The 23034-nt window shown below is 42.4% G+C and carries 25 protein-coding genes and 1 pseudogene; 19 read left to right on the top strand and 7 right to left on the bottom strand.

Going from position 1 to position 23034, the window contains the following annotated elements; all coding sequences use genetic code 11:
* Nucleotides 1-22: 22 nt before the first annotated feature.
* Nucleotides 23-235 (top strand): hypothetical protein, encoded by a 213-nt coding sequence (locus ACOOFG_RS07195; RefSeq protein ID WP_420420799.1) that lies wholly within the window; start codon nucleotides 23-25, stop codon nucleotides 233-235.
* An 18-nt stretch (nucleotides 236-253) separates the two neighbouring features.
* Here the strand turns inward: ACOOFG_RS07195 and treF are convergent, their stop codons facing one another.
* A complete protein-coding gene (gene treF, locus ACOOFG_RS07190; protein ID WP_420420798.1) occupies nucleotides 254-1744 on the bottom strand; it encodes an alpha,alpha-trehalase TreF in 1491 nt (496 codons plus the stop codon).
* A gap of 174 nt (nucleotides 1745-1918) precedes the next feature.
* Between treF and ACOOFG_RS07185 the strand changes: the two genes are divergently transcribed.
* Both ACOOFG_RS07185 and ACOOFG_RS07180 read left to right on the top strand, forming a co-directional pair.
* Complete coding sequence (locus ACOOFG_RS07185; RefSeq protein WP_420420797.1) at nucleotides 1919-3883, top strand: sulfatase-like hydrolase/transferase; 1965 nt, start codon at nucleotides 1919-1921, stop codon at nucleotides 3881-3883.
* A gap of 20 nt (nucleotides 3884-3903) precedes the next feature.
* Nucleotides 3904-4176 (top strand): hypothetical protein, encoded by a 273-nt coding sequence (locus tag ACOOFG_RS07180; protein ID WP_420420796.1) that lies wholly within the window; start codon nucleotides 3904-3906, stop codon nucleotides 4174-4176.
* Between the two features lie 65 nt (nucleotides 4177-4241).
* On the opposite strand, the gene ACOOFG_RS07175 is transcribed toward ACOOFG_RS07180, so the two are convergent.
* Nucleotides 4242-4991 carry a hypothetical protein gene (locus ACOOFG_RS07175; protein ID WP_420420795.1) on the bottom strand — a complete coding sequence of 250 codons (750 nt, stop codon included), beginning with the start codon at nucleotides 4989-4991 and terminating at the stop codon, nucleotides 4242-4244.
* Nucleotides 4992-5181: 190 nt separating this feature from the next.
* Here ACOOFG_RS07175 and trpR point away from each other — a divergent pair, with 190 nt between their 5' ends.
* The 14 genes from trpR to ACOOFG_RS07105 all read left to right on the top strand — a co-directional run bounded on the left by trpR (nucleotide 5182) and on the right by ACOOFG_RS07105 (nucleotide 15986).
* On the top strand, nucleotides 5182-5457 hold the full coding sequence (gene trpR, locus ACOOFG_RS07170; protein ID WP_420420794.1) for a trp operon repressor: 276 nt from the start codon (nucleotides 5182-5184) through the stop codon (nucleotides 5455-5457).
* A gap of 17 nt (nucleotides 5458-5474) precedes the next feature.
* Complete coding sequence (locus ACOOFG_RS07165) at nucleotides 5475-5939, top strand: hypothetical protein (protein WP_420420793.1); 465 nt, start codon at nucleotides 5475-5477, stop codon at nucleotides 5937-5939.
* A complete protein-coding gene (locus ACOOFG_RS07160; RefSeq protein ID WP_420420792.1) occupies nucleotides 5893-6948 on the top strand; it encodes an anthranilate synthase component I family protein in 1056 nt (351 codons plus the stop codon). Before ACOOFG_RS07165 ends, ACOOFG_RS07160 begins: the two co-directional genes overlap by 47 nt.
* Complete coding sequence (locus ACOOFG_RS07155) at nucleotides 6945-7526, top strand: anthranilate synthase component II (protein ID WP_420420791.1); 582 nt, start codon at nucleotides 6945-6947, stop codon at nucleotides 7524-7526. Before ACOOFG_RS07160 ends, ACOOFG_RS07155 begins: the two co-directional genes overlap by 4 nt.
* Nucleotides 7519-7701, top strand: coding sequence for a hypothetical protein (locus ACOOFG_RS07150; protein ID WP_420420790.1), 183 nt, complete (start codon nucleotides 7519-7521; stop codon nucleotides 7699-7701). Before ACOOFG_RS07155 ends, ACOOFG_RS07150 begins: the two co-directional genes overlap by 8 nt.
* A gap of 6 nt (nucleotides 7702-7707) precedes the next feature.
* On the top strand, nucleotides 7708-8511 hold the full coding sequence (gene trpD / locus ACOOFG_RS07145) for an anthranilate phosphoribosyltransferase (protein WP_420420789.1): 804 nt from the start codon (nucleotides 7708-7710) through the stop codon (nucleotides 8509-8511).
* Nucleotides 8496-9290 carry an indole-3-glycerol phosphate synthase TrpC gene (trpC, locus tag ACOOFG_RS07140; protein ID WP_420420788.1) on the top strand — a complete coding sequence of 265 codons (795 nt, stop codon included), beginning with the start codon at nucleotides 8496-8498 and terminating at the stop codon, nucleotides 9288-9290. The genes trpD and trpC overlap by 16 nt, the downstream gene beginning before the upstream one ends.
* A complete protein-coding gene (locus ACOOFG_RS07135) occupies nucleotides 9287-9910 on the top strand; it encodes a phosphoribosylanthranilate isomerase (protein ID WP_420420787.1) in 624 nt (207 codons plus the stop codon). The genes trpC and ACOOFG_RS07135 overlap by 4 nt, the downstream gene beginning before the upstream one ends.
* Entirely contained in the window at nucleotides 9907-11076 is a 1170-nt protein-coding gene (trpB, locus tag ACOOFG_RS07130; protein ID WP_420420786.1) for a tryptophan synthase subunit beta, read from the top strand. Before ACOOFG_RS07135 ends, trpB begins: the two co-directional genes overlap by 4 nt.
* Nucleotides 11073-11834 (top strand): tryptophan synthase subunit alpha, encoded by a 762-nt coding sequence (gene trpA, locus ACOOFG_RS07125; RefSeq protein WP_420420785.1) that lies wholly within the window; start codon nucleotides 11073-11075, stop codon nucleotides 11832-11834. Before trpB ends, trpA begins: the two co-directional genes overlap by 4 nt.
* Nucleotides 11831-12856 (top strand): 3-deoxy-7-phosphoheptulonate synthase, encoded by a 1026-nt coding sequence (gene aroF / locus ACOOFG_RS07120; RefSeq protein ID WP_420420784.1) that lies wholly within the window; start codon nucleotides 11831-11833, stop codon nucleotides 12854-12856. Before trpA ends, aroF begins: the two co-directional genes overlap by 4 nt.
* A 69-nt stretch (nucleotides 12857-12925) precedes the next feature.
* Complete coding sequence (locus ACOOFG_RS07115; protein ID WP_420420783.1) at nucleotides 12926-14380, top strand: hypothetical protein; 1455 nt, start codon at nucleotides 12926-12928, stop codon at nucleotides 14378-14380.
* A gap of 159 nt (nucleotides 14381-14539) precedes the next feature.
* Nucleotides 14540-15307, top strand: a complete 768-nt coding sequence (locus tag ACOOFG_RS07110) for a hypothetical protein (RefSeq protein WP_420420782.1) — start codon at nucleotides 14540-14542, stop codon at nucleotides 15305-15307.
* An 88-nt stretch (nucleotides 15308-15395) separates the two neighbouring features.
* Nucleotides 15396-15986 (top strand): hypothetical protein, encoded by a 591-nt coding sequence (locus tag ACOOFG_RS07105; protein WP_420420781.1) that lies wholly within the window; start codon nucleotides 15396-15398, stop codon nucleotides 15984-15986.
* A 111-nt stretch (nucleotides 15987-16097) separates the two neighbouring features.
* Here ACOOFG_RS07105 and ACOOFG_RS07100 read toward each other — a convergent pair.
* Nucleotides 16098-16704: pseudogene (locus ACOOFG_RS07100) on the bottom strand (ISAs1 family transposase).
* A gap of 145 nt (nucleotides 16705-16849) precedes the next feature.
* Nucleotides 16850-17164: a transposase family protein gene (locus ACOOFG_RS07095; protein ID WP_420420780.1), complete on the bottom strand. Its 315-nt coding sequence runs from the start codon at nucleotides 17162-17164 to the stop codon at nucleotides 16850-16852.
* Between the two features lie 276 nt (nucleotides 17165-17440).
* Between ACOOFG_RS07095 and ACOOFG_RS07090 the strand changes: the two genes are divergently transcribed.
* Nucleotides 17441-17713, top strand: a complete 273-nt coding sequence (locus ACOOFG_RS07090; protein ID WP_420420779.1) for a hypothetical protein — start codon at nucleotides 17441-17443, stop codon at nucleotides 17711-17713.
* Nucleotides 17714-17988: 275 nt separating this feature from the next.
* Nucleotides 17989-18873, top strand: a complete 885-nt coding sequence (locus ACOOFG_RS07085) for a hypothetical protein (RefSeq protein WP_420420778.1) — start codon at nucleotides 17989-17991, stop codon at nucleotides 18871-18873.
* A gap of 283 nt (nucleotides 18874-19156) precedes the next feature.
* On the opposite strand, the gene ACOOFG_RS07080 is transcribed toward ACOOFG_RS07085, so the two are convergent.
* The 3 genes from ACOOFG_RS07080 to ACOOFG_RS07070 all read right to left on the bottom strand — a co-directional run bounded on the left by ACOOFG_RS07080 (nucleotide 19157) and on the right by ACOOFG_RS07070 (nucleotide 23031).
* Entirely contained in the window at nucleotides 19157-19927 is a 771-nt protein-coding gene (locus tag ACOOFG_RS07080) for a hypothetical protein (RefSeq protein ID WP_420420777.1), read from the bottom strand.
* Between the two features lie 63 nt (nucleotides 19928-19990).
* On the bottom strand, nucleotides 19991-20875 hold the full coding sequence (locus ACOOFG_RS07075; RefSeq protein WP_420420776.1) for an alpha/beta hydrolase: 885 nt from the start codon (nucleotides 20873-20875) through the stop codon (nucleotides 19991-19993).
* Entirely contained in the window at nucleotides 20872-23031 is a 2160-nt protein-coding gene (locus tag ACOOFG_RS07070; RefSeq protein ID WP_420420775.1) for a cation:dicarboxylate symporter family transporter, read from the bottom strand. The genes ACOOFG_RS07075 and ACOOFG_RS07070 overlap by 4 nt, the downstream gene beginning before the upstream one ends.
* Nucleotides 23032-23034: the final 3 nt, after the last annotated feature.

Here is a 23034-nt window from a genome sequence, read left to right as displayed (position 1 = left end):
TTTTTCGCAAGGAGGGATTGCGATGAAGACTAAATCTATGTTTATATTATTGTTTGTTTTGCCAGTTTTTGCTTTTGCAGAAGGCGATGATGAGTGCTCTGATAGCAACGATGAAGGGAGCGATGCATATTATGATTCTCATGGCAACGAAGTTGCTATTCCTGATGAATGGCCTGCTGATTTAGAAGTCCCACCAAGCATTGAATCTGGGGAAGCAAAGCCTGGATTATGGTGAATAAGAGTGAGAAGGGGGTTATTCAAAGAGATCGATGAGCGCAAGTGCAACGCCATTTGTCCATCCAAAACCTTCTTGAAGGGTGTACTCGCCACGTGCAACTTCAGATGAGCACTCGCGGACATTGTACTTTTCAAGCATCTTGCCTGTTGCCGCGTATATTTCACGATTGAGCTGGATCCAACGTTTAGCGGCTTCTTTTGCTAAATGGTCCATTCCATAGTTTTGAAGACCTTTAATCGTGATCCATTGGAGGGGTGCCCAACCATTGGGTTTGTCCCATTGATGGATGCCTTCATATAGTGTAGTGGTGAACCCTCCCGGGAGGAGGAACTTGTCTTCAAGATGTTTGCCCACTGCTTGCGCTTGCTCGAGCGTTGCGAGTTGGTTGAAAAGAGGGGTGCTAGCTGCAAGCGACCAGGTTTTTGTTTGGTTTTGCGTCTGAAAATTGTAGTCAAAGTAGAATTGTTTCTCTTCATTCCAAAAAATACAGTGAATCGCTTCTTTCCTGAGGTCTGCAAGAGTTTGATAACGTTTGGCTTTTTCAGGATCGTTTAAACGCTTAGCAAAGTCAGCGAGAGTGGATTCCAAATGGTGGATTAAACAGTTGAGGTCGATGGGGACGATGTCGAGAGCTTGGACTGTTTGGAAATCTTGAGGGTCGGCAAACCAACGGGAGCTAAAGTCCCATCCCGAAGAGCAAACCGTGCGCAAGTTCCGGAAGAACTCGGGAGGAGGGTTTCCTTTGGCAAGCTCTGTTTCACGCATGTAAGCTTCAGGTCTTGGGATGTCGAGCTGATCGTAATAGCGGTTGAGCAGGGTATTTTCATCGATACGCACGACGTGCTGGGTGGCGGTTCCAGGTTTAGAAAGGGTGGCAGCGCCATCCATCCAAAATTTGTACTCAGCTTCTAGCTGGGGCATAAAACTGAGAACCCACTCTTCATCGATATGGCCCTGAAGGAGGGTCAATAGATAGGAGAAGTAAGGAGGTTGGGTACGTGAGGTGAAGTAGACACGGTTGCCATTAGGGATGAAGCCGAATGTGTCGATGAGGAAGGCAAAGTTTTCGACCATGTCTTTGATCGACTCGATTTCTCCTGCAACGGCCAACCCCACTGCGGTAAAGTAGCTATCCCAGTAAAAGCATTCACGGAAACGGCCTCCAGGGACAATGTGCGGTTTGGGGAGAGCGATGAGTGTACTATAAGGTGAAGGGGGCGTCATTTCTTTTTGCAAGATATCCCACATAAGAGAAATGTGATCTGTCATTGAGGTGGATTTGGGGATGTCATGACGCTCTTCTTTCGGAAAGGCAAAATGGGTCGAGACAAATTGGATCAGATCAAATCCATCTCGTTTTTTTTCTTTTTGATAGGCCTTGAGGATATCTTGTGGATTTTCAAGGGGATACGCGTCGACAAAGGTTTTTGCGTCGGCAAAAAGACGCTCTTTTTGGACCGCTTCAAAAAGAGGCCCAGCAACCTGGATGTAATCTTCTAAATTCATAATTATTTTCATAATCAAAAACAAATAAAATTCAACATTTTAAAATTAAACAAAATTAATTTGGATATTTAATAATTGACAAACGTCGAATTCATCGCGATAAGGAAGACAGATAGGGGGACTAATCGAGAAACTCTCCCGACAGTAACACAATAAAGTGTAGGTGGAGGCGAAATGTCGGATCATCAACCTTTTGATCATAAAAAGGCTAATCCCATATCTCACTTCATCCGTCAAAAGTTGGTGATCAACCCATACTATTTTGTGCTGCTGCTCGTTGGACTTTTTGGGCTAAACTTTTACCATGTTTTTGGCTTCGAGAAGGAATTGAGTTTTTCACCGTTCTTTTTCTTGGCTTATGCGATAGGTCAAAGTTTACTAGAAGTACTAGTATTAGCCTTCGTGGCGAATCTTATCCGGAAGTATCTCCATAGGTCCCTCTATTACCTTTTCATCAGCTTATGCTTCTTATGCATATTTATGCATTACGTCGACTTTCTCCTCGTTCGATTTATGGATTTTTCGCTGTTTTTTGGGATCGATATCGTTTTGGACGAGACTTTAGATAACTTCATTGAATTATTACACTTAACGGGAATCAGTATCAATTCATGGATTTTTGCAGGAATCGCCGTTGTTCTCTTTTTACCGATGATTGCGATGATATTGCACTATTTAACATCGAAACTCGCTCGCACAAAACCGATTGGAATTTCTCATGGTCTCATGCTCAAAGCGCTTTTTTGTATTCCACTTGGCCTTGTTGTACTCGATCTCACTTTTTCGCCGCTTGTCGATAAGGAAGAGTTTCGGTTTTATCAGCGCGTTCTTCCGTGGAAATCGACGTTGATAACCCCCAAAGAGCAGCTGTTAGAATTGACCCGTTCGCTTCGGGTGCATCTCTCAGAGAAGGAGGCTTTAAAAGAGCTTCATTCTGTCCCAATTACTCTCGAAAAGAAGCCGAACATTTACCTCGTGATAGCCGAAAGCTTGCGCGAAGACTTTCTCACAAGTGAGACTGCCCCCAATGTGGTGCAATTTCGCGATGAAAATATCCGCTTAGGACAGACACTCTCCAATGCCAACTGCACGCAGCTTTCTTGGTATTCGATTTTTCACTCTCAATATCCTTTAGGGTGGGCTAGCAAGAAGAAAACGTGGAAGTCGGGGAGTATTCCCCTACAAACACTGAAAAAATTAGGCTACAAGATCCGCCTTTATTCAGCAGCGCAACTTAAATACTATGGAGCAGGGGAGCTCATCCTAGGAAAGAAACATCACTTAGTAGATACTTACCATCTCTACACCCACTATGCACCCGTTACAGCGGCTGAAACAGATGAAAAAGTGATGCAAAAGTTAGAGCAAGATCTTCAGAAGAAATGGGCAAAGGAAGGGAATGTCTTTCTGATTTTTTTAGACTCGACGCATTTCAACTATAGCTGGCCAAAAGATTGGCCGTTGAAGTTCACGCCTATTTCAGATGAAAAAACAGATTTACGCGTGTCGAATTCACTCCGTGATATTGAACTGATCAAAAATCGGTACCGCAACTCTATTCACTTCGTCGATTCCCTTTTTGGACGTCTAGTTACTCGTCTGAAGGAGCAAAAACTCTATGAGGACTCGTTGATTGTCTTCACAGGAGACCATGGCGAAGAGTTTTTCGAAGAGGGGCAGCTGTTTCACGCATCGCACTTAAGTCACATGCAAACCAATGCTCCTATCTACTATAAGTTAGGGGATAATCGCTGCGTCGAAGGTTTGGAGACGGAAAAAATCTTATCATCTCATGTCGACATCTTTCCAACCATTTTAGACAACTTGATCGGGGAAAAGCCTTTTTTCAAACTTTTTGATGGGGAGTCGCTTTTCAAAGAAGATCGTTTCCCTTTTGTAGTCTCAGGTCGACACAATGGGGGACGTAATCCTGCAGAATTTTTCATCCATGATGGAGAGAAAAAAGTGATCGCAAAATTTACCCCTTCAAAGAAAATCCATCAATCCAAAGCTTTGGAGATCATTTCCCTTAAAGATCTCAGCGGGAAAACATTAGATGTTGGGTCGCCCAAGCAAACGGAAGCTTACATCCGTTCTCATTACCAAGAGGCGATCAATCGCCTTTTTTCAGCTGAATAAATAAAGTTTTCTCAGAAGTCTTGGCCGAAATTCAAGAGCTTGCTATAGATAAAATTTTTACCAATCCCAAACAAGGATCAAAGATGGCCAAAAAGAAAAAGAAAGCTAAGAAAAAAAGCGAGCTCCTCATCAAGAAAAGTCTCGTTCAAGATTATATCAAGAGCAAAGGTGACTTTAGAGTTTCTAAAGAGAGCTTTGAAGCTCTTTCAGATCTTGTCATGGATCTTTGCGACGAAGCAATGGATCGTGCTGAAATGAACAGAAGAAAGACTCTTCAAAAACAAGATTTCTAAGTGATTCTTTCAAGCCCTCCTTTTCTGAAGGAAAAGGAGGGGCATTTTCTAGATGATGGCACTCTTTAGTTGCTTTCCTTATCAGAACTTGTGTGCGTTTCGTTGAGATATTCTTCTGCATCTTTGGCTTTTGTATTTAGATCGCTGATGTCTGTATTTGTTGGATCGTTAGCTAAAATTTTCTCACAACATGCCTTAATGCTATCTATCAAATTTAATTTTTCTGCTTCTTCTCCTTGATCGTATGTCAGAAAAGTTGAAGTTAAATCTAATACTTCTTTCCAAGAATCTTTGAGCATTACTGGGTCGATTTTTTTTGCTTCGAAAAGAATAGGAATGAATTCCACAGAAAGAGGAGTATGATTTGTGCTTATTGCTGTAAAATTTACTAACAAAGAGGCTATTTTTTCAAGCGTTTCTACTTTATTATTTAATGTGACTTTCTCAATTTCTTCTTTATAACCTATATTATTCTCATCCCAATCAGTATCATCAAATTGAGACTTTGAATTAAGCTTTTTTATTAATGACTCATCTTCAAAAGCAGTAAGTGGCTCTTGATCAGTAGACAAGCTGAGAATCTTCTCTTTCACAACTTTTAAATACAGCTTTATGTCTGGAATTTCATGTTCAATAGCAGCAGAGGCGAGTTTTGCAATCACCTTATCTAGCTTTTGTAAGTCGGTCTCAGGCGGGATAACTCTAGACCTTTTTTTTGTCTCGCTCTCCATCGGGCTTCCGGTTCTCTTAGAGCCGCTCTCTAGTAAGGGAGGTTGAGGAGAAGATGTAGATAGACATGGGTTGAAACTTGCCATTTTTTTCCTCCAGATGCAAATTTTCGGAAATGATAGTAAATTGGCTTGTTAAGTACCAAGAAATTGGCGAAAGCTTAGTCTTAAAATGACTTAGACATTGAAGTTTAGTTGGTTACAATTTTTTCATTATGACTGTTGACATGTAATGTTGTAATGGTGTAACATTACAGTATAACAAAGAGGGTTTTTTATGGATGAAGATGGTTGGTGGCGATTTATTCGCCTCTGCTTGAAAGCCAAAACTCCTGAGAAGCTCAGTGACCTTTTTCACGTTTTTTTAACGCCTGAAGAGCGGGCAGACCTTTCCAAACGGATCTTGATTGTCCAAGAACTTTTGAAAGGGGAAAAAACGCAACGGGAAATGGCAAAAGACCTCGAAGTGAGCATTGCTAAAATCACACGGGGATCGAATGAGCTCAAGGGAATTGATGAAAAGTTAAAACAGTTTTTGAAAAGAAGCCTCTGAATTGATATGGGTAAAACATGTTTGCAAGTTTAAGTTTAACGCAGTTCCAAAAGCTCGCTGAAAAAGGAAAGCGCGTCGCAGTGTTCAAGGAATTTTCCTCGGATCTCATCACCCCAATGACTGCGCAAAAAGCATTAGCGCACGATGAGCCTGAGCTCATCATGCTTGAGTCGGGTGAAAAATCGAAGATTGTTGGGCGCTACTCCCACATCGGCTTTAAACCTTTTGCAGAGATCCAAGCTAATGGGCTTGAATCGATTGTCCGAGAAGGTGAGGAGCGGTACACTTACGAAGGCGATCCCTTTATTCTGTTGCGTGAGCTACACGAAAAATATAAATGCGTTTCTGAGAAAGATTTAATTGGATTAGCAGGTGGTACGGCCGGGTACGTTGCATACGATGCGATTCGGTATGTTGAAAACATTCCTGACTCCCATGAAGATCAGCGTACGATGCCTGATCTTTTTTTTTCAGTTTTTTGATCAGAGCATCTCTTTTGACCACTTCAAAGGAATTGTTGTGATTGTGAAAGTGATTGAAGTCAAGGGAGATTTAGAAAAGGCATATCAACAAGCAATGGAAGCCATTGATTCCATTCACCAAAAAATGACCACGCTTCCAAAGATTTCACCGCAGAAGAAACAAGATGTGAAACTGGATGTGAAAATTATTCCCGATGACGAAGAGTTTAAGCGCATCATCGCTAAAGCTATTGATTATATTCACATTGGTGATGCTTTTCAAATTGTTCCATCTCGTCGGTTTCAAGTTCCACTCACTGTATCTCCAGCTGAAGTTTATAGATCTATGAGGCTCATTACACCTTCTCCCTATATGTTTTTCTTTCAGCAGAAAGACTTTTCGATTGCTGGAGCTTCCCCTGAAAAGCTTATCAGTCTGCGAGGAAAAGAGCTTGAATCTATTCCTCTTGCAGGAACAGTTCCGAGAGGAAAAACAGAGGATGAAGATAAGCAAATTGAGCAGGAGTTTTTAAATGATCCAAAAGAAACAGCTGAACATATGATGCTTGTTGATTTAGGAAGAAATGATTTAGGAATCGTTTCAAAGCCTGGAACTGTTGAAGTTAAGCAACTCAAGGTTGTTCAGCGGTTTTCTCACGTCATGCATTTAGCAAGCTTCATTAATGGAGAGATACGTGAAGACTGTGATGCTTTTGATGCTCTTAAAGCGACGTTTCCTGCAGGAACTCTTAGTGGAGCTCCCAAGATACGTGCGATGGAAATTATTGATGAACTCGAACCCTATAGAAGAGGTCCTTATGGGGGGACGATTTGCTTTTTCGACCACAAGGGAGATCTTGAGTCGTGTATCGGGATTCGTATGGCAGTGATTCAAAATGGAGTGGCAACGATTCAAGCGGGTATGGGAGTTGTCTATGATTCAGATCCTCAAAAAGAGGCTGATGAGTCTCGCCATAAAGCGCGAGGAGTTTTAGAGGCGATTCGAGCCGCTGAGGCAGGTGAAATATGATTATTATCATCGATAACTACGATAGCTTTACATACAATCTATACCAAATTGTTGCAAAGCACACCCACGTCCGAGTCATTCGAAATGATGCAATGACTGTCGAAGAAATTGAAGAACTTAATCCAGAAGGTATCATCATTTCACCAGGTCCAGGGATGCCGAAAGATGCGGGTGTTTGCATTGAACTCTACCAAAAACTCAAAGGACGTATACCTGTTTTGGGTGTCTGTTTAGGCCATCAAGCATTAGCAGAGGCTTTTGGAGGAAAGGTGGTTCATGCTGGAGAAGTCATTCATGGAAAGCCTGCAACAGTTTTTCATACACGTAAAGAACTATTTTCTAAGATGCCACTTCCTTTTCAAGCTGGTAGATATCACTCCCTAATTGTTGAACGCCCAACACTTCCTAAAACTTTTGTTATCGAAGCAGAAATGGAAAATGGAGCCATTATGGGGATGAAGCATGTGGAATATCCTTACTATGGATTGCAGTTTCACCCGGAATCGATTTTAACACCTGAGGGAGAAAAGCTCGTCTTAGCTTTTCTCAAAATATGTGAGGGGAATAGACGTGCTTAAACAGGCGATCGAACAGCTCATCGAGGGTAAGGATCTCACACATGAAGTCTGTGAGACGGTCATCGAGGAAATGATTGCTGGAAAAAATGAAAGTCAGATGGCGGCCTTTCTCGTTTTGATGAGCCAAAAAGGAGAAACAGCTGATGAACTATTTGGCATAGTGAAAGCCATGTGAAAACAAATGATACCTGTTTCAATTGAGACACCTGTCCTTGATATTGTGGGAACAGGAGGAGATCAATCCCATTCTGTCAACATTTCTACAGGATCGTCGATCTTAGCCGCTGCGTGTGGCGTTAAAGTCGCAAAACATGGCAATCGCGCTTCTTCGTCGAAGTGTGGCTCGGCCGATGTTTTAGAAGCGATGGGGCTACCTATCGAAATGGCACCGGAAAAGATGTTACAAGCTTTAGATGAATTCAATGTGGGGTTCATGTTTGCCCCATTTTATCATCCGGCATTTAAAAAAATCGCAAAAGTGCGTAAGGAGCTCGGAATTCGTACCCTCTTTAATTTTATTGGTCCCCTGCTCAATCCTGCCGAGCCTCCTTTCCATCTTTTGGGAGTTGCAAGAGAGGAGTTGATCGATTTAATTGCAGATGTCTTTCTCTTACTTGAAACCAAGCGCGCTCTCATTTTTCACTGCGAAGGTTTGGATGAACTCACTCCCGTTGGTCCTTGCGATATTGTCGAGGTCACAGAAGGGCAAAAGATCCGCTTTACTCTCGATCCCAAAGAGCTTGGGTTTGAGCGGTGCACACAAAAAGATTTAGAAGGGGGTGACCCCAAATTAAACGCTCAGCTTCTGTTGGAAGCTTTTCAAGGCAAACCAGGGCCGATTGCAGATACACTGATTTTAAATGCTGGGGTTGCAGTTTATGTCTATGGTCTTGCAAGCTCTATTGAAGAGGGAATTGAAAAAGCACGCACGGCGCAGCAAACAGGAAAAGCCATGGAGGTGATTGAAAAGTGGAAAACCTTCTAGAAAAAATTCTTAATTACAAAGTGCAAGAAGTTGCCACACTTAAAGAAGAGGTTGCAGCAGATCCTAAGCATCCGATCCATGAGATTTTGGAAAAAGGACGCCCTTTTAAAAAGCGCTTCTTTGAAACAGCCTTAAAAGAGCCAGGATTGTCTGTGATTGCAGAGGTGAAACGAAAATCTCCTTCAGAAGGCTCTATTGGTGAAATCCCTTCTGCTGCGGACATAGCCCTTCTTTATGCTGAAGGAGGAGCAGCAGCGATTTCTGTTTTAACAGATGGGCCGAGTTTTGGGGGATCTCTTGCCGATTTACAGGCCGTTCACGAAAAAAGCCCCTTACCACTCCTTCGTAAGGATTTCACAATCGACCCGATCCAAATTGCTGAAGCTGCGGTTAGTGGAGCGAATGCAGTGCTCATCATTGTTGCTGCTGTGAAAGATAAGACCAAGGAGCTGATTGCTGAAGCCGAAAGAATGGGTATGGAAGCTTTAGTCGAAGTGACAAATGAAGAAGAGCTCACAATTGCACTTGCTGCTGAGGCTCGGATCATTGGTGTCAATAATCGGGATCTCAAAACGTTCAAAGTCGACATTCAAACAGCTCTCAACCTCAAATCTTTCATGCCTGATAATGTGACCACTGTTGCGGCATCGGGAATTAAGGGTCCTGACGATGCTAAAAAAATGCGTGAAGTCGGCTACGATGCGATCTTAGTGGGACAATCCGTTGTTGAGTCAGGTGATCCTCGCTCCTACATTAAGCAACTCCGAGGGTTGGAATGATTCTCGTGAAGATTTGTGGCATCACCGATTCCAAAACAGCAGCCCTAGCAGCAAAAGAAGGCGCATCCTTTATTGGTCTGATTTTTGAAAAGAGCTCTCATCGGTACGTGACGCTTAAGCAGGCCAAAGAAATTGCCGATAAGACCAAAAAAGCTGGAGCCATTCCGGTGGGAGTGTTCACAGATCACAAAGCAGACGAGATTCAAAAAATTGTCGAAGAAGTGGGTCTAGAAGTGATTCAGCTTCATGGAGAAAATGCCCGCCTTGCCTCGCAAAATTTGCCCCATCATTTGACCCGTTTGTTTGTTTTGCATGTTCATGCAAACGGAACAATTGAAGCGGCAGATCTATCTTCCCTTGATGAGAAACGGGATTTCCTTTTGTACGATGGAATGGTCCCTGGAAGCGGCGAGACCTTCAATTGGGATAACTTTCATCCAATTAAGCAGTTTCGTTTTTTTCTCGCTGGAGGATTGAATGCTGAAAATGTCCAACTTGCCATTAAGCTGAAACAGCCGACAGCTGTGGATGTGTCGAGCGGAGTTGAAAACCCCAAAACTAAGCAAAAAGACCCGGAGAAAATCCATCTTTTTATACAAAAGGTCCGAGAAGTCGCATGAAAGGACGTTATGGCCCATTTGGTGGCGCGTACATTCCTGAAATCTTTGTCACTCCCATGGAAGAACTCAAACAGATGTGGGAAACGGTGCAATCATCTCCTGAGTTTTTGGATGAGCTTCGTCACATTTTAAAAACCTATGCAGGGCGTCCTACGACTCTGACAGAAGTCAAGCACTTTGCCAAAGCTATTGATGGTCCGCGCATTTTCTTAAAAAGAGAAGACTTGTTACATACCGGAGCCCATAAGATCAACAACACACTAGGGCAATGTCTCATTGCAAAAAAAATGGGAAAAAAGCGGATCATTGCTGAAACGGGAGCAGGTCAACATGGAGTTGCGACGGCAACTGCTTGTGCATTTATGGGGATGGAGTGCGTTGTTTACATGGGGAAAAAAGATGTGATCCGACAAGCGCCCAATGTGAAAAAAATGCAGCTTTTAGGGGCCGAGGTTGTCGCTGTCGAAAAGGGAGGACAAACCTTAAAAGATGCCATCAATGAAGCGATGCGCGATTGGTCCCGGACATATGAAGATAGTCATTATTGTTTAGGGTCTGCACTTGGCCCTCACCCTTATCCCGAAATGGTCGCCTTTTTCCAAAAAGTGATTGGAGAAGAGGCGAAAAAGCAATTGCTCGAGCAGGAAAAACAGCTTCCAGATTTGGTGACAACTTGTCTTGGAGGAGGATCAAACGCCATTGGACTTTTCGCAGCATTTATCCCTGAAAAAAAGGTGAAGCTCGTTGGGGTGGAAGGTGGTGGTCATTCGAAAAAACTTGGAGAGCATGCCGCTCGATTTAGTGGAGGATCGCCAGGAATTTTGCACGGCACCCATTCTTATGTTTTGCAAGATGAAAATGGTCAGATTGCTCCGACATCATCGATTTCTGCAGGGCTTGATTATCCAGGTGTGGGGCCTGAGCATGCGCACTTACATGAAATGAAACGGGCTGAGTATGTCTCTGCAACAAATAACGAAGCGCTTGAAGCATTTAAGCTTCTTTCAAAAACTGAAGGAATCATTCCTGCATTAGAAAGCGCTCATGCACTTGCCTATGTGATAAAAGTTGCGAAGAGTTATCCGAAAGATGCTATCATTTTAATTAATCTTTCTGGTCGAGGTGAAAAAGATCTGCCAGATCTCTTTGATAGGGGGCTTTTATGATTCGTGAACTCTTCGCAAACAAAAAAGCTTATATCGGCTATCTCACAGTTGGTGATGGAGGGCTTGACCATACAGAAAAAATGGCACTTGCTCTCATTGAAGGAGGGGTTGACCTCTTAGAATTAGGCATTCCTTTTTCCGAACCCATTGCTGATGGTCCCGTCATTCAAGATGCTGTTGAGCGGGCCCTCAATCAAGGAACCACGCCTCATCAGGCTTTAGAACTTGTTTCTCGATTGCGCAAGAAAACCGATGTTCCCATTGTTTTAATGACTTATTTCAACCCGATCTTTGTCGCCGGTCAAGCCTTTTTAAAAGAGGCGAAAGCTGCAGGCGTTAATGGGATGCTGATTGTAGACCTTCCACCAGAAGAAGCAGGCGACTATTTGACATGGATGAAAGAGGCGCAGCTTGAAACCATCTTTATCGTTGCACCTTCGACACCCGAAGAGAGGATTCCTGCGATTTGCAAGGTTTCAACAGGATTTATCTATTACGCTTGTCGCAAAGGCACCACGGGAATGAAAAAAGGAGTGCCAGAAGACTTGCCCGAGAAAATTGCCCAAATCCGCCGACACACGGACCTTCCTATTGCAGTTGGGTTTGGCGTTTCTTCCGCTGAAACTGCAGGAGAGATTTTGACGCATGCAGATGGATTCATTGTGGGGTCTTTTCTCGTTCAAGCAGCCTATGAGCAAACCAATCCCACAGAATTGACGAGGCTTGCAGCCTCACTAGATCCCAGGAGCTTATCATGATTATCGTGTTGAAAAAAGATGCCACCTTAGCCGACTGTGAACAGCTGATTGAAAAGCTCGAATGGATGGGATTTGAAGCGCGCCTTTCAGAAGCACATGGCCAGTTCACGATTGCCATCATCAAAGGGATCGATGAATTAACAGACATCAGTCAATTCAAAGGTCTGCCTCATGTTGCAGAAATCACTGATTTCAAACATCCATTCAAGTTAGCCGCTCGCGAGTTTCAACCCAAAGACACGGTGATTTCGATCAAAGGTGTCGAAATTGGAGGAAACACGCTTGCTGTCATGGCTGGTCCCTGCTCAATCGAATCGAAAGAACAGATCATGGAGTCTGCTGAAATCATTGCTGGTGAAGGTGTACGTATTTTGCGAGGGGGAGCATTTAAACCTCGCACTTCGCCTTACTCTTTTCAAGGGCTTGAAGAAAAAGGACTGCAGTACATGAAAGAAGCAGCAGAAAAGTACAATCTCATCACCATTTCTGAAGTGATGGATGGCGATCAAATTGAGCTCATGTCAGAGTATGTGGACATTTTGCAAATCGGCGCGCGCAACATGCAAAACTTCACCCTTCTTAAAAAACTCGGCAATACCAAATGCGCCATCTTTTTAAAGCGGGGACTTTCGGCGACCTATCAGGATCTTCTCATGTCTGCAGAATATGTTCTCGATAAAGGGAATCCCAACGTCATGCTTTGTGAGCGGGGGATTCGCACCTTTGAAACCTATAGTCGGAATACGTTGGATCTCGCAGCTGTTCCCATTTTGCAAGATCTTACTCATCTTCCCATCATTGTTGATCCCAGTCATGGCACAGGCATTCGCAAAATGGTTTGCCCTATGGCACTAGCAGGTGTTGCAGCTGGAGCAGATGGTCTCATGATCGAGATGCATCCAGAGCCGGATAAAGCAGTTTCTGATAAGCAACAAACCATCAGTCCCGAAGCCTTTCGAGACATGATGCAAAAACTGCGCACGATCGGGCCTGCAGTGAACATGAAAATTCCATCCAATTAAAATATTAAATATTATTAACTTATAATATTAATTATGTTATTATTTTTAATAAAAATAGAGAGAAAGGGGATGATTAAAATACAATCTTTGTTTAATTTTTCTCGTAAAGACATTCAGCCTTCAGTCGAAGAGCAAAAGCGGCTTGAATTGGATCAGGCGATTCAGCTGTTTGCATCTCGTATCGATTCCTCATTAAATACAGTTTCATCAATTAAAAATTTTATTTACCCCGACTACACGACATCTCATCTATTCCATTTCGAAAATCGTGAGATCATGCATGGCACGGTTGAAACCTTTCTCAAAGCTCGAGCAAGTTATTTGGCAGCTGTCACAAGTTGGGCACAAAGAAAATTGCCTGATGGAACGTTAGGAGAGCATGTTGAATTTGCTCGAGATTCTTTGCGTCAAATTGACCCCAGACTTGTCGGAGAAAAGAGATATGAAAAGACAGATCATCATGTTGTCAGGTTTGCTAAATGGGCCTTTTACGCACTTTCTCGTACGTTTACAGCTGATGAGAAGATTGAGAAGCGCACAAGACGCCTAGATGTGTTAGAAAGAAGACATAGTCTTGAGCAAGACCGAGTAACCGCTCTAGAACTCTTTGAGCAAGAAATGCAAGAGTTTCTTCCTGTGCAAGCGCCTTCGACACTTCCTGAAATTGCAAGCTATTTCCAAAATCAATATGTGAACCTTTCTCCGAGAGAGTTAATGGAAGTGCGAACGGAATTCACAGCCTTTCAACAAGCTAAAAAATCCTACTTCAAAAAACTGACTCAGCTCGATCATACTCTTGATGAAATTTTTGGACGAAGCCCACTTCGCCGCGCCATTGAAGAAGTGACTGAAACAGAAGCAGAAGATACTGATGATGAAGTTGAGCAGCCTATTGAACATGCTGATCGCACGATTTATAAAGGAAGCTTAATTCAACCACATGTCAGAAAGACTGTGATTGATGCATTAACATCTGCTGGTGGTGATCGAGAAACTGCAGAGTTTGTCGCAAGGCATCTCGTTCCAACAGGAATTAAAGAGTTTGTCCTCTACAAAAACGAGAAGAAATGCGAAATCCATTTTGACAACCCAAAAGAGGGAACCAACTCTAAGTCTGAAACAAAAGATAGGAAATATCTTGTCGATCAAAAGCTTGTCGTTACCTTTAACGAAGGAGGAAAGATCGAGTTTGAAAATGGGGGCTACCGCATTGGAGTTGTTTCAAAGGACTTAGAATGCCACCTTGAAAAAGCGCCTAGGCTTCTGCGTAGCTCTGCCAAAGCAGCGCTTGGAGACTATCTCGAAAAAGGGCTCAAGCTTTCACTCGACTTAACCGGGATTACCTTAACCAAAGAGGGCATACGCTTGCACATCTCGCCAATCACAGGTGATCGAGAAGTTCCTATGGAAGGAGGGCTTGTCCCCTCAGGAGTGATCGGAAGCTTGATCCAAAGGTTCACCTCTCACGATGACGTTCCATTTGAAGAAATGGAGAAGAGTTACACCCATTTTGTCTGGAAATAATCAGAAGTCTTAGAGAGCCAAGATGTTCCATGTAACTCTCTTAGACTCAGTCTTGTTTTTTTTAACTTCTTAATAATTAACAATATACGAAACAATCTACTTTAAATTAATTATTAATCATGTTATAATGAGTCCATTGGGGGTGAAGGAAAGGAAGAAATGAGTGTCAAGTTCGATACTTCTAATGCACCAGTTATTCAGGACCAAAAGCCTTTAAAAGGCATTTTAAAGAGAGATGAAAGCCAAAAATCAGATCCTAAAAGAGTTGTGTTTTCATTAGAAGCTGAAGTTCAGCAAGTTTGGGATGATTCTAAGGAATTACGCACTACCGCATATCAAAGTAATCGTGCACGCCTTTATAAAATCGACCCTGCATCAGTCGGACAGTCACGTTGGACTGGTTCATGCCTCACTACTATTTTTCATTGGATTGGAAGTGCTTTCTCTAGTTGGTGGAATCAAGATGAGATCAAGACTTTGCAAGCAGCTAACAAGGTTTTAAGCGACCCTACGTCTATACGAGATTTAAGATCTAAAAGAAAATGGGGCTCTGCCCTAGTTCAAGCATTGAATGACTCCAAAATAAGCGACCAAGATCAGAAAAAATTCCATGGAGTTATTAAATCGATTAGTCAACTTCAGAAAATACATGGATTTGAATCTGAATTAACACCCGAAGAAAGATTAGAGATGCGGACCTTTTCAAGAAAAGCAGGCTACAAAAGAGTTATCTATGGGCAAATTCGTGCACAAGGCCGCTTAAATCATGATCCTAAGTGTGGAACTTATGACTTTTCTGACGTTGATAAAAGAGATATAATTGACCAATCAGAAATCAATTTGGATTACTACAAAAGTAAAAAACCTCGCAAAAGAAAAGACATAGACCAGGTCAACCGCGACTGGAATAAAGAATACGGAGCGTAGTAAAAGTGTCACTTCATTCTAAACACGATTGACACGAAACAGCTTTTCAAGCGATACTCTGATGGCTTTAAAATTAGGAGGTCATCAGATGAAAAAAACTCTTATCGCACTCTTCATTGGATTATTTTTCAGCAGCAGCCAGCTCTTGGCAAACGATTGGGATTTACCCATTCCTCAAAACTTGTTTTTTGCAAAAATCGAGGAATGCTTTTCTTCCCTTCCTTCGACTCCTTATTTAAGAAAAGGGACAGGCGAAGCCATGATCAATGGCGTCGTAGATCCTATTTTAGACGATGAGACGTTCAGCTTGGTTTTTCTAGAAGCCGAATTTCGGAATCAACTTGTTCCGACAAAAGGAATGGTTGCAGTTTCTTTTGATAAAGCGACTCAAACCTGTCATGCTAGACTTCTTTGCTTAACCGATAGCGATCTTTTTTCACCGGTCTTATTCTTCGATATTATTAATGGACCAGAGCTTTCATTGCTTTGTCCAGAAGCAGTAGAGTTGGTCATGCAGGAAGAAGGGCTAGTTTTCGTTCATACAGATCAAGAGATGAGCGGAGACGAGACGCGTGTTCAGGTTTGGACCTTCTACAATACCTCTGTAAGCTATGACATCCAAGTGTTTCTCCATGCAGATGGGCAAGGAGGGACTTACTTTACCCTTAAAAGACCCTAAGCTTTCCCGAAGCTTTTCGCGACATGATGCAAGAAGTGCGCATGATTGGGCCTGCCGTTAATATAAAGCTCCACGCAATTAAAATACCAGAACTGACGCATCAAAATTCTCCTAAAAGACACTTTCTCCGAAAATCTGGGGAATAGGCAACTTTCTTTTTTTGATAATCATCTTGTTTTTAGACTCTATTTGCTTGAGTAATGAGAGTCCCAATTTTCGCAATAAGGATAGGTTTGCTGCTGCATTTCTATCATGTTTTTGACAAGCATCTTCCTGGAAATGAATATCTAATGTTCGATGTAGTTGGTTTTCAATATGCCAATGATCTCTTGATAACTTCAACAGATGACCAGCTTCCCAATCTAAGCTCGTAATGTAATATCTGTTTTCAGTTTTAACCTCTCCATCGTTTTTTTCGATCAATCCAATCAGCACTTGCCTTCGTTCCCTTTCGAAGTTCCACTTGCCCTCGGTTTTTTTCTAGTGTTCTGCTGCTACTCATTCCCAATTCTACTTCGGAAAAATAGAGTTCAACATCCTCAAATAGACTTCCTTGATTTCCCTTTAGAGCCATAAAGTAATCTCCTCTTTGCTCAATAATTGTGGCTGCAATTTCTGTTTGGGTCATCATTGCATCTACTGTTATTATGGTTTTTTCTAAATGCAATTTCTTTAAAAGCTTAGGTGCAGCAGAGATTTCATTCGCCTTGCAATCAATCGATAACTGACCTGCAAATTTTTGTTCACTACAATCCCAAGCATTCAGAATATGCAGCTTTTACTCATTGATTTTCCAAGAAAGCCCTCGCACCGACTTGCCATCTAAAAGCTATAACTCTCTGATTGTGAGAACATTTCTTTCCTTAATGGGGAGCAGTATACCATCTAATAATACAAGCTTCAAAGTCTTCGGGGTTAATCAAAGAAAAGACTCTTCGAAAAGTATCGTGACTAGGAACTCCTGATGAGATATCAAGAAATTCTGCAAACCATTCTAGTGTTTCCTCGCAGAACATTTGCATTTGATACCACGATTCTTGCCCAGCAAGAGTTGAAACAAATGAAAAAACCAAGATGTTTACAAGAGGGTACTTTTTAGATCGTTCTATTCTTGGGTCTTCGATCATTGAAAACTGTTCGACAAGGGTTGCTGTCTCTAATTGACTACTTAAATTCATTTATCCTCCTTGGAATTTTCCAAGGAGGATAACAAAATCAAGTAAAATCGCAGCCCTAAAATTTTCTATCCCCGCAGCAAGCATGCGGGGCATTACGAAAATTTTCCCTACGGGACGACCTGCTTATCTCTCCCTTTCGCAGCAAGCTGCGGGGAATTAGACCCACAGAGATTAAATTTTTGATGCGTCAGTTCTAATTAAAATAATAACTGTTATTTCGTTTTAATATCTTTTGTGTCATTATTTATATAAATAAACAAGATGGAGTAGAAGGGGATGAATATAGTGCACAACTGGCTTATGTTGCCTTTTGAAAACACGCAGCTGTCTTTAGAGGATGAAAAGCGTCTCGGGCTAGATCAAGCGATTCAAATGTTTACATCACACGTTGATCCCTCTTTGAATTCTACTCGTGAAATTAAAAATTTTATCTACAGTGACTACATGAAGGCTCCTCTGTTTCGAGCCGAAAACGCTGAGGTCGTACACGAAGCTGTTGAAAATTATCTCATGGCTGAAGCGGACTACTTAGCTGTAGCTTCTAGTTAGGCAGAAAAAAAACTCCCAAATGCAGCGTTAGGAGATCATGTTGAGTTGGCTCGCGACTGTATACGTCAAATAGATCCCAATCTTGTTGGAGAAAAGCGGTATAAGGAGACAGATTTTCAAGTTGTCAAATTGGGTAAGTGGGCATTTTATGCTCTTTCTCACAATTTGACCTCCACCAAGAAAATTGAGGCATGCACAAGGCGCTTAGAGGTATTAGAACGAAACTATAGTTCAGAGCTAGACCGAACTAAAGCGGTGCGGCTTTTCAGAAGGACATGAAAGAGTTTTTATTGGAGCCTTCTCCTTCGAATCTTTCGGAAATTGCAGCTTTTTTTCAAACTCGTTATGTGGACTATAGTCCCATTGAGTTGATGCAAGTTCAATCTGAGACCATAGCATTTCAAAAAGCAAAAACTGCCTACTTTACAAATCTTAGTAAGCTCGATCATTCTCTTAGTGAGATTTTTGGCAAAGGTTCAATGCGTCGTGAGATTCAAGAAGTTCATAAAAGTCATCCGACTCCTTTAAAAGGGATTTTAAAGAATAGAAATTTAAAAAGTTCTACAAAACAAGAGAGACAAACTCAGATAATCGATAAAGTTGTACAGCTTTGGGATGATGCTAAACACTTACGTTCTAGCGCAATCCAAAATAATAACGCACGTCTTTATGAAATTGACCCGAAGTTAGTAGGGGAGTCACGCTGGGGTAACTCTTGGGTTCCTAATATTTTCAAGTATGTTGGAAGTGTTTTTTTAAGCTGGTGGAATAAAGAGGAAATCAAGGCCTTGGAAGTTGCGAATATTGTTTTGAATCAATCAGCTTTCACTCAAGATTTTGAGTCAGAAAAAAAATGGGGATCAGCAGCAGTACAAGCATTTGACCATTCTATCATCACAGATTCTGACCGTGAAAAAGTTAATGAGCTAACAAAAACACTCGGAGAAATCTTAATACTCCGTATTAGCTGGGCAGATTCCAAGCAAAAAGATCTATATGAAGAACGTTGCTTTACACTGTCAAAATCCGAAAAAATGGAAAAAAAGCAAATTAATTTCGAAGTTGGCAGACAAAGATTTCATTATCTCCAACAAAGGTACTCAGGAGAGATGGAAGATGACCCAAGAAGGAAGACTGGTATCTTTGCTAAAGAGTCCTGACTTTGGGTCTATTATAGCTTAAATTGCTAACTGTTCATGGTTTTATGCCAACTCTACTTTCGCTACGTTGAAAAGAGATTAGGCAAAAGTAAGCTTTGCACAAAACTTCCTTTATTCTACGACTTTGTGTAGAGAAGGAATACTAGTAGACGATCCGGTTTGCGGAACCTATTACAGAAGAGGTGAGAAAGGTTCTGTAGCTTTGCCGAATACAGCTTCAAAAGAGGAAGTAGACTATCGAGGCGACTAATCGACAGTGGTATGCGTATTATTCAACTGAAAGCTAGTACTTATGAGGGATGATCGCATCTGAAAAGGCTTCAGTGAAGGAGGAAAAGATCTTTTCATTGAAGTCACTTGGCAGCTCTTCTGAGGTTGCAGAAGCTAAGAGGAGTTGCAAGATGTCAACGACTCCTTCGCGCATTTCTTCTGGAGAAATTTCTTCGAAGGTCATGAGAAAAAGAATGGCAACACGGGCGGCTTTTGCGAGGTCGTCCCATTCATAACCTGATTGCCAAAGATTGGTGATTCCCTTGGTAAATTCTTGAAGACGCCGAGGTGTGGGTTTGCCGTCTCGTGGGGGGCGGACGGACTCGAGCTTTTTGGCCTCGAGTGCAAGGATGCCGGAGCGCGCTTCGAGAGCAAGGTCAATGAAGGGAACAAGTAGTGATTCAAAAAGAGGAGCAAAGGTTTCTTCAGGAAGAAATGGTTCGTCTGTTTGCGCAATGACGTAGTTAAGGGTTGTGAGAATCGCTTCTCTTTTTTGCTCTGCAGACATTTCTGTGCAATTTTGCAAATAATCCAATCCAATTTGAATCATGATGGCGTAGTCTTTCCAGGCAAATCCTGATTGGTAGGATTCATGAAGGACATGGGCAAGGTAAAAGAGGTCTTCGCGGGTGGCTTTTTTATCAGGAGGAGTGGGGAGAGAAAAGGGAGTTTCAAGCACTTCCACTCCATCGACAACGATCGAGTCTTTTAAGGTTTCAGCTTCTTCGATGTAAGGAATAAGGGGTTCTTCATCTATCGTCTCTGGAGGTAAGTCGTGTACCATTTGTTTTCCTAGAGCGTTGTGTGGTTTGAAAGAGCACTAAGTTAGAGGTTTTAACATTAAATGTTAACTCAAAATTTCATCGAGCTCGGACTGGTACTTTGGATGCCGCTGCAAGTGGTTGTGCTTCCCTTCTTCGAGGGGAATGAGGTTGGCATCGAGTTTGTTTTTTAGAAGCTTGAGTAAGCGAGTGCTTGAATCATAAGGGACAAGCTCGTCTTGCGTTCCATGAAAGATGTGAATAGGTGAGCGCACTTTTACAATCCATTTATCTGTGCGGAGGTGATACTTGAGGATGAGAGGCACAAGAAAACGGGGAAGGTAGGGCATTTGGCGAGGAGTGAGATCGAGAATACTAAAGTAGGGCGATTCGAGCACGAGCATTTTGGGATTTTTATGCGATGCAACGAAGGTGGCAATCCCAGTTCCAAGAGAACGTCCGTAAACGACGATTTGACTTTCGGGATAGATGTCTTGAAGGTATTCGTAGCATTTGGTTGCATCACTACAGAGGGCTTTTTCGGTGAGCTTTCCCGAGCTTTTTCCAAACCCCCGGTAGTCCATGATGAAGAAGTCATAGCCGCGGCTTGTGAATTCACGAGAAAACTTTCCCCAACGGTCGTCGAGATTTCCTCCTCGTCCATGGAAATAGAGGACGACTCCCTTGGGGCGAAATGTTTTAAAATAGAGGGCGTTGATGCGAGCTCCCTTTTCTGTTTGTATGAAGAGTTCTTCAAAGGGTTCGTCATAGGAAAAAACGTGATCTTGTGAGAGGGTGGCTTTTTGGAAAAGGAGGTTTTCTTGCACAAAGTAGACGTAAGCGGTTCCCGCAAAGATGATCACCCCAAGTGACAAGATGGAAAAGAGCAGGAGTTGCTTGATGAAACGCTCTTTAGGCGTGTCACTCCGCGGTCTTAAAAATAAAAAAACTTTTTTCCAATCTAGTTTCATTGTTCTTTTTCCCTAACAAGGTCAATGAGGCTCCAGCGGACCCTTTTTATCACAGGGGAGTGGCCAAGCATCCAGTATTCATACATTTCTTTATTAAATCCCCGATTATGTGCGAGGTTAATCCAGGAATTTAGATAAAAGATAAAGGCAAAGGCGTTAAATTTCACGGGGAAAGCGAGAAATGAGTCACCAATTGTTTGTCCGTAGTCCATGACGATGTATTCGGGGTTCCGTTTACAGTATTCTTGCGCTTGTGCCAGTTCCCAATACATGGCATCAATGATTCCTTCGTCGAGAGCATGAGAAATGTGCCAGCTGTCGATGATTTCAACGCTTTTGGCAAAGGGAAAGTAGCGTTTGGAAATGATCTGGAAGTAACTAAGATTTCCAATGATGAGATTGGGGTTGTCTTGAAGGGATTTTAAACTGATGAATTCATCCTTTCTCTGACGTAGGACGATGAGAATGTTGCGTTGCTGAAAGTAGAATTGAGGAAAGTTCATTCCTCGACGGCTTGCGGCCGATAATAGGACGGGTGAGACGGCAATATCGATGATGTTGTTTTCAAGCATTTCCCCGAGATGGCTGTAGTAAAAGGGAATGAAGACAGGAGTGACGTTGAGGTCATGTGCGAGCTGATATGCAGAGGCGATATCGTATCCAACGAGTTCTCCTTTTTTATTGAAATAACTAAACGGTGGAAGGTGGGGGTGGTAGCCGACAAAGAGTTGATTTGTAGTGAAAATTCGGGTCATGGGGTCTTCAATCGAAGCGCGAAATTTAATATCAGGAAGTTTATCTCCATACTTGTAGACCTTCGCAGGCTGGAAATATGGAAGGACTGTTGCCATTGAGAGCGAGTCCCCAATAGATTCAGGTTTATGATAGCGTGAGACGATTTTTTGACTGATGAAAATACCAAAGATCAGAATAAACACGATGGGAAAGAAGTGCTTAAAAAAGTGGGCAATTTTGAAGGTGAGACGGTTGTAATAGCCCAAAAGTAAGATGATTGCAAACGTGGTCATGCTGGCAACACTGAGCAGCACCTGGAAGTTTTGGGTGATGATGGACGTTTTGTCAAAAAGTAGCAAAGCCGTATCAGGAAAGCCCAGCTTTTCAATCAAGAAACTGACAGAATTGACAGCAAGCTCCGGTCCTCCAAACGACATGGGAATCGTGAGAAGACTCACAAGAGCTTGGTCAAGCCAGTCCAGTCGCAAGCCGAAGTAGTAGGAGAGGAACATGATGAAAAATAGGATCAGCAGGTTTCCAACTTGCGTAAAGGTATAGGTGAGAGGGACAATCATTTGTGAGGTGTTATGGAGTTCTTTGTCTTTGATGTCGTATTTATCGGCAGTCCTTTTGATGCATTGATTCAAGAAGGGGATGGCGATACTTGGAGAACCGATGACAAATGCTAGGAGGCAAGTGGTGCGAAATTCATTGATGATTTCTCGATATTTCAGTGGCGTATATGCTTTCAAAAGAGCAGGAAGAGCCCAAAACGTGAAGATGCAGACGAGGATGATGAGTGGAAAGATGTAGAAACCAAAATTGATCACATCCTTAAAAAAGAGGTTTCCCGTGACATTGGCAAAAATAGCTGCAACCCCAAATGGAGAAATGACGGTGATTCCTTTGAGGACTTTTTCGATGGTGTTGTTGATCCGTTCCAAGAAGGAAATGAGAGGTTCTTTATGGGTGAGGTGCATGAGGGCAACTCCCATAATAATTGCAAAAATGGCGATCGCAGGGATGATGTTATTTGCCAAATCATAAATCGGGTTTTTCGGAACGAGGTAACTCAAGAAACTTTCTTCAAACTTCGAGTGGGTTTTAGAAGCGTCGAAGATGATTTCCATTTTTGGAAAGATATTGTTGAGAAGAAAGATCGCGAGGAAAATGAGCGCCCAAATGAAAAGAAGAAAGACCCACCCTTTGCGGAAAAGATGACGGGCGACAGCAGGGGATGTTGAGCCGAGTCCATGGATAATCGAAGAGGGAATATAGAGGAGGATCACCATTTGGATGAACATGATGAACGCGGTCCCAACCGGTTCAAAAATTGAGCAAATAGGGCCGAGGAAAATGCCGAGGATCGTTCCAACGCAGATGGCAATGACGATTTGAAGGGGAAGGCTGATCCTGGGCATGAA

The organism is Simkania sp. (assembly GCF_965215465.1).
In the GTDB taxonomy this organism is placed as follows: domain Bacteria; phylum Chlamydiota; class Chlamydiia; order Chlamydiales; family Simkaniaceae; genus Simkania.
Note: the sequence above shows the minus strand (reverse complement) of the source record. Positions and strands in the feature narration are given on the sequence as shown.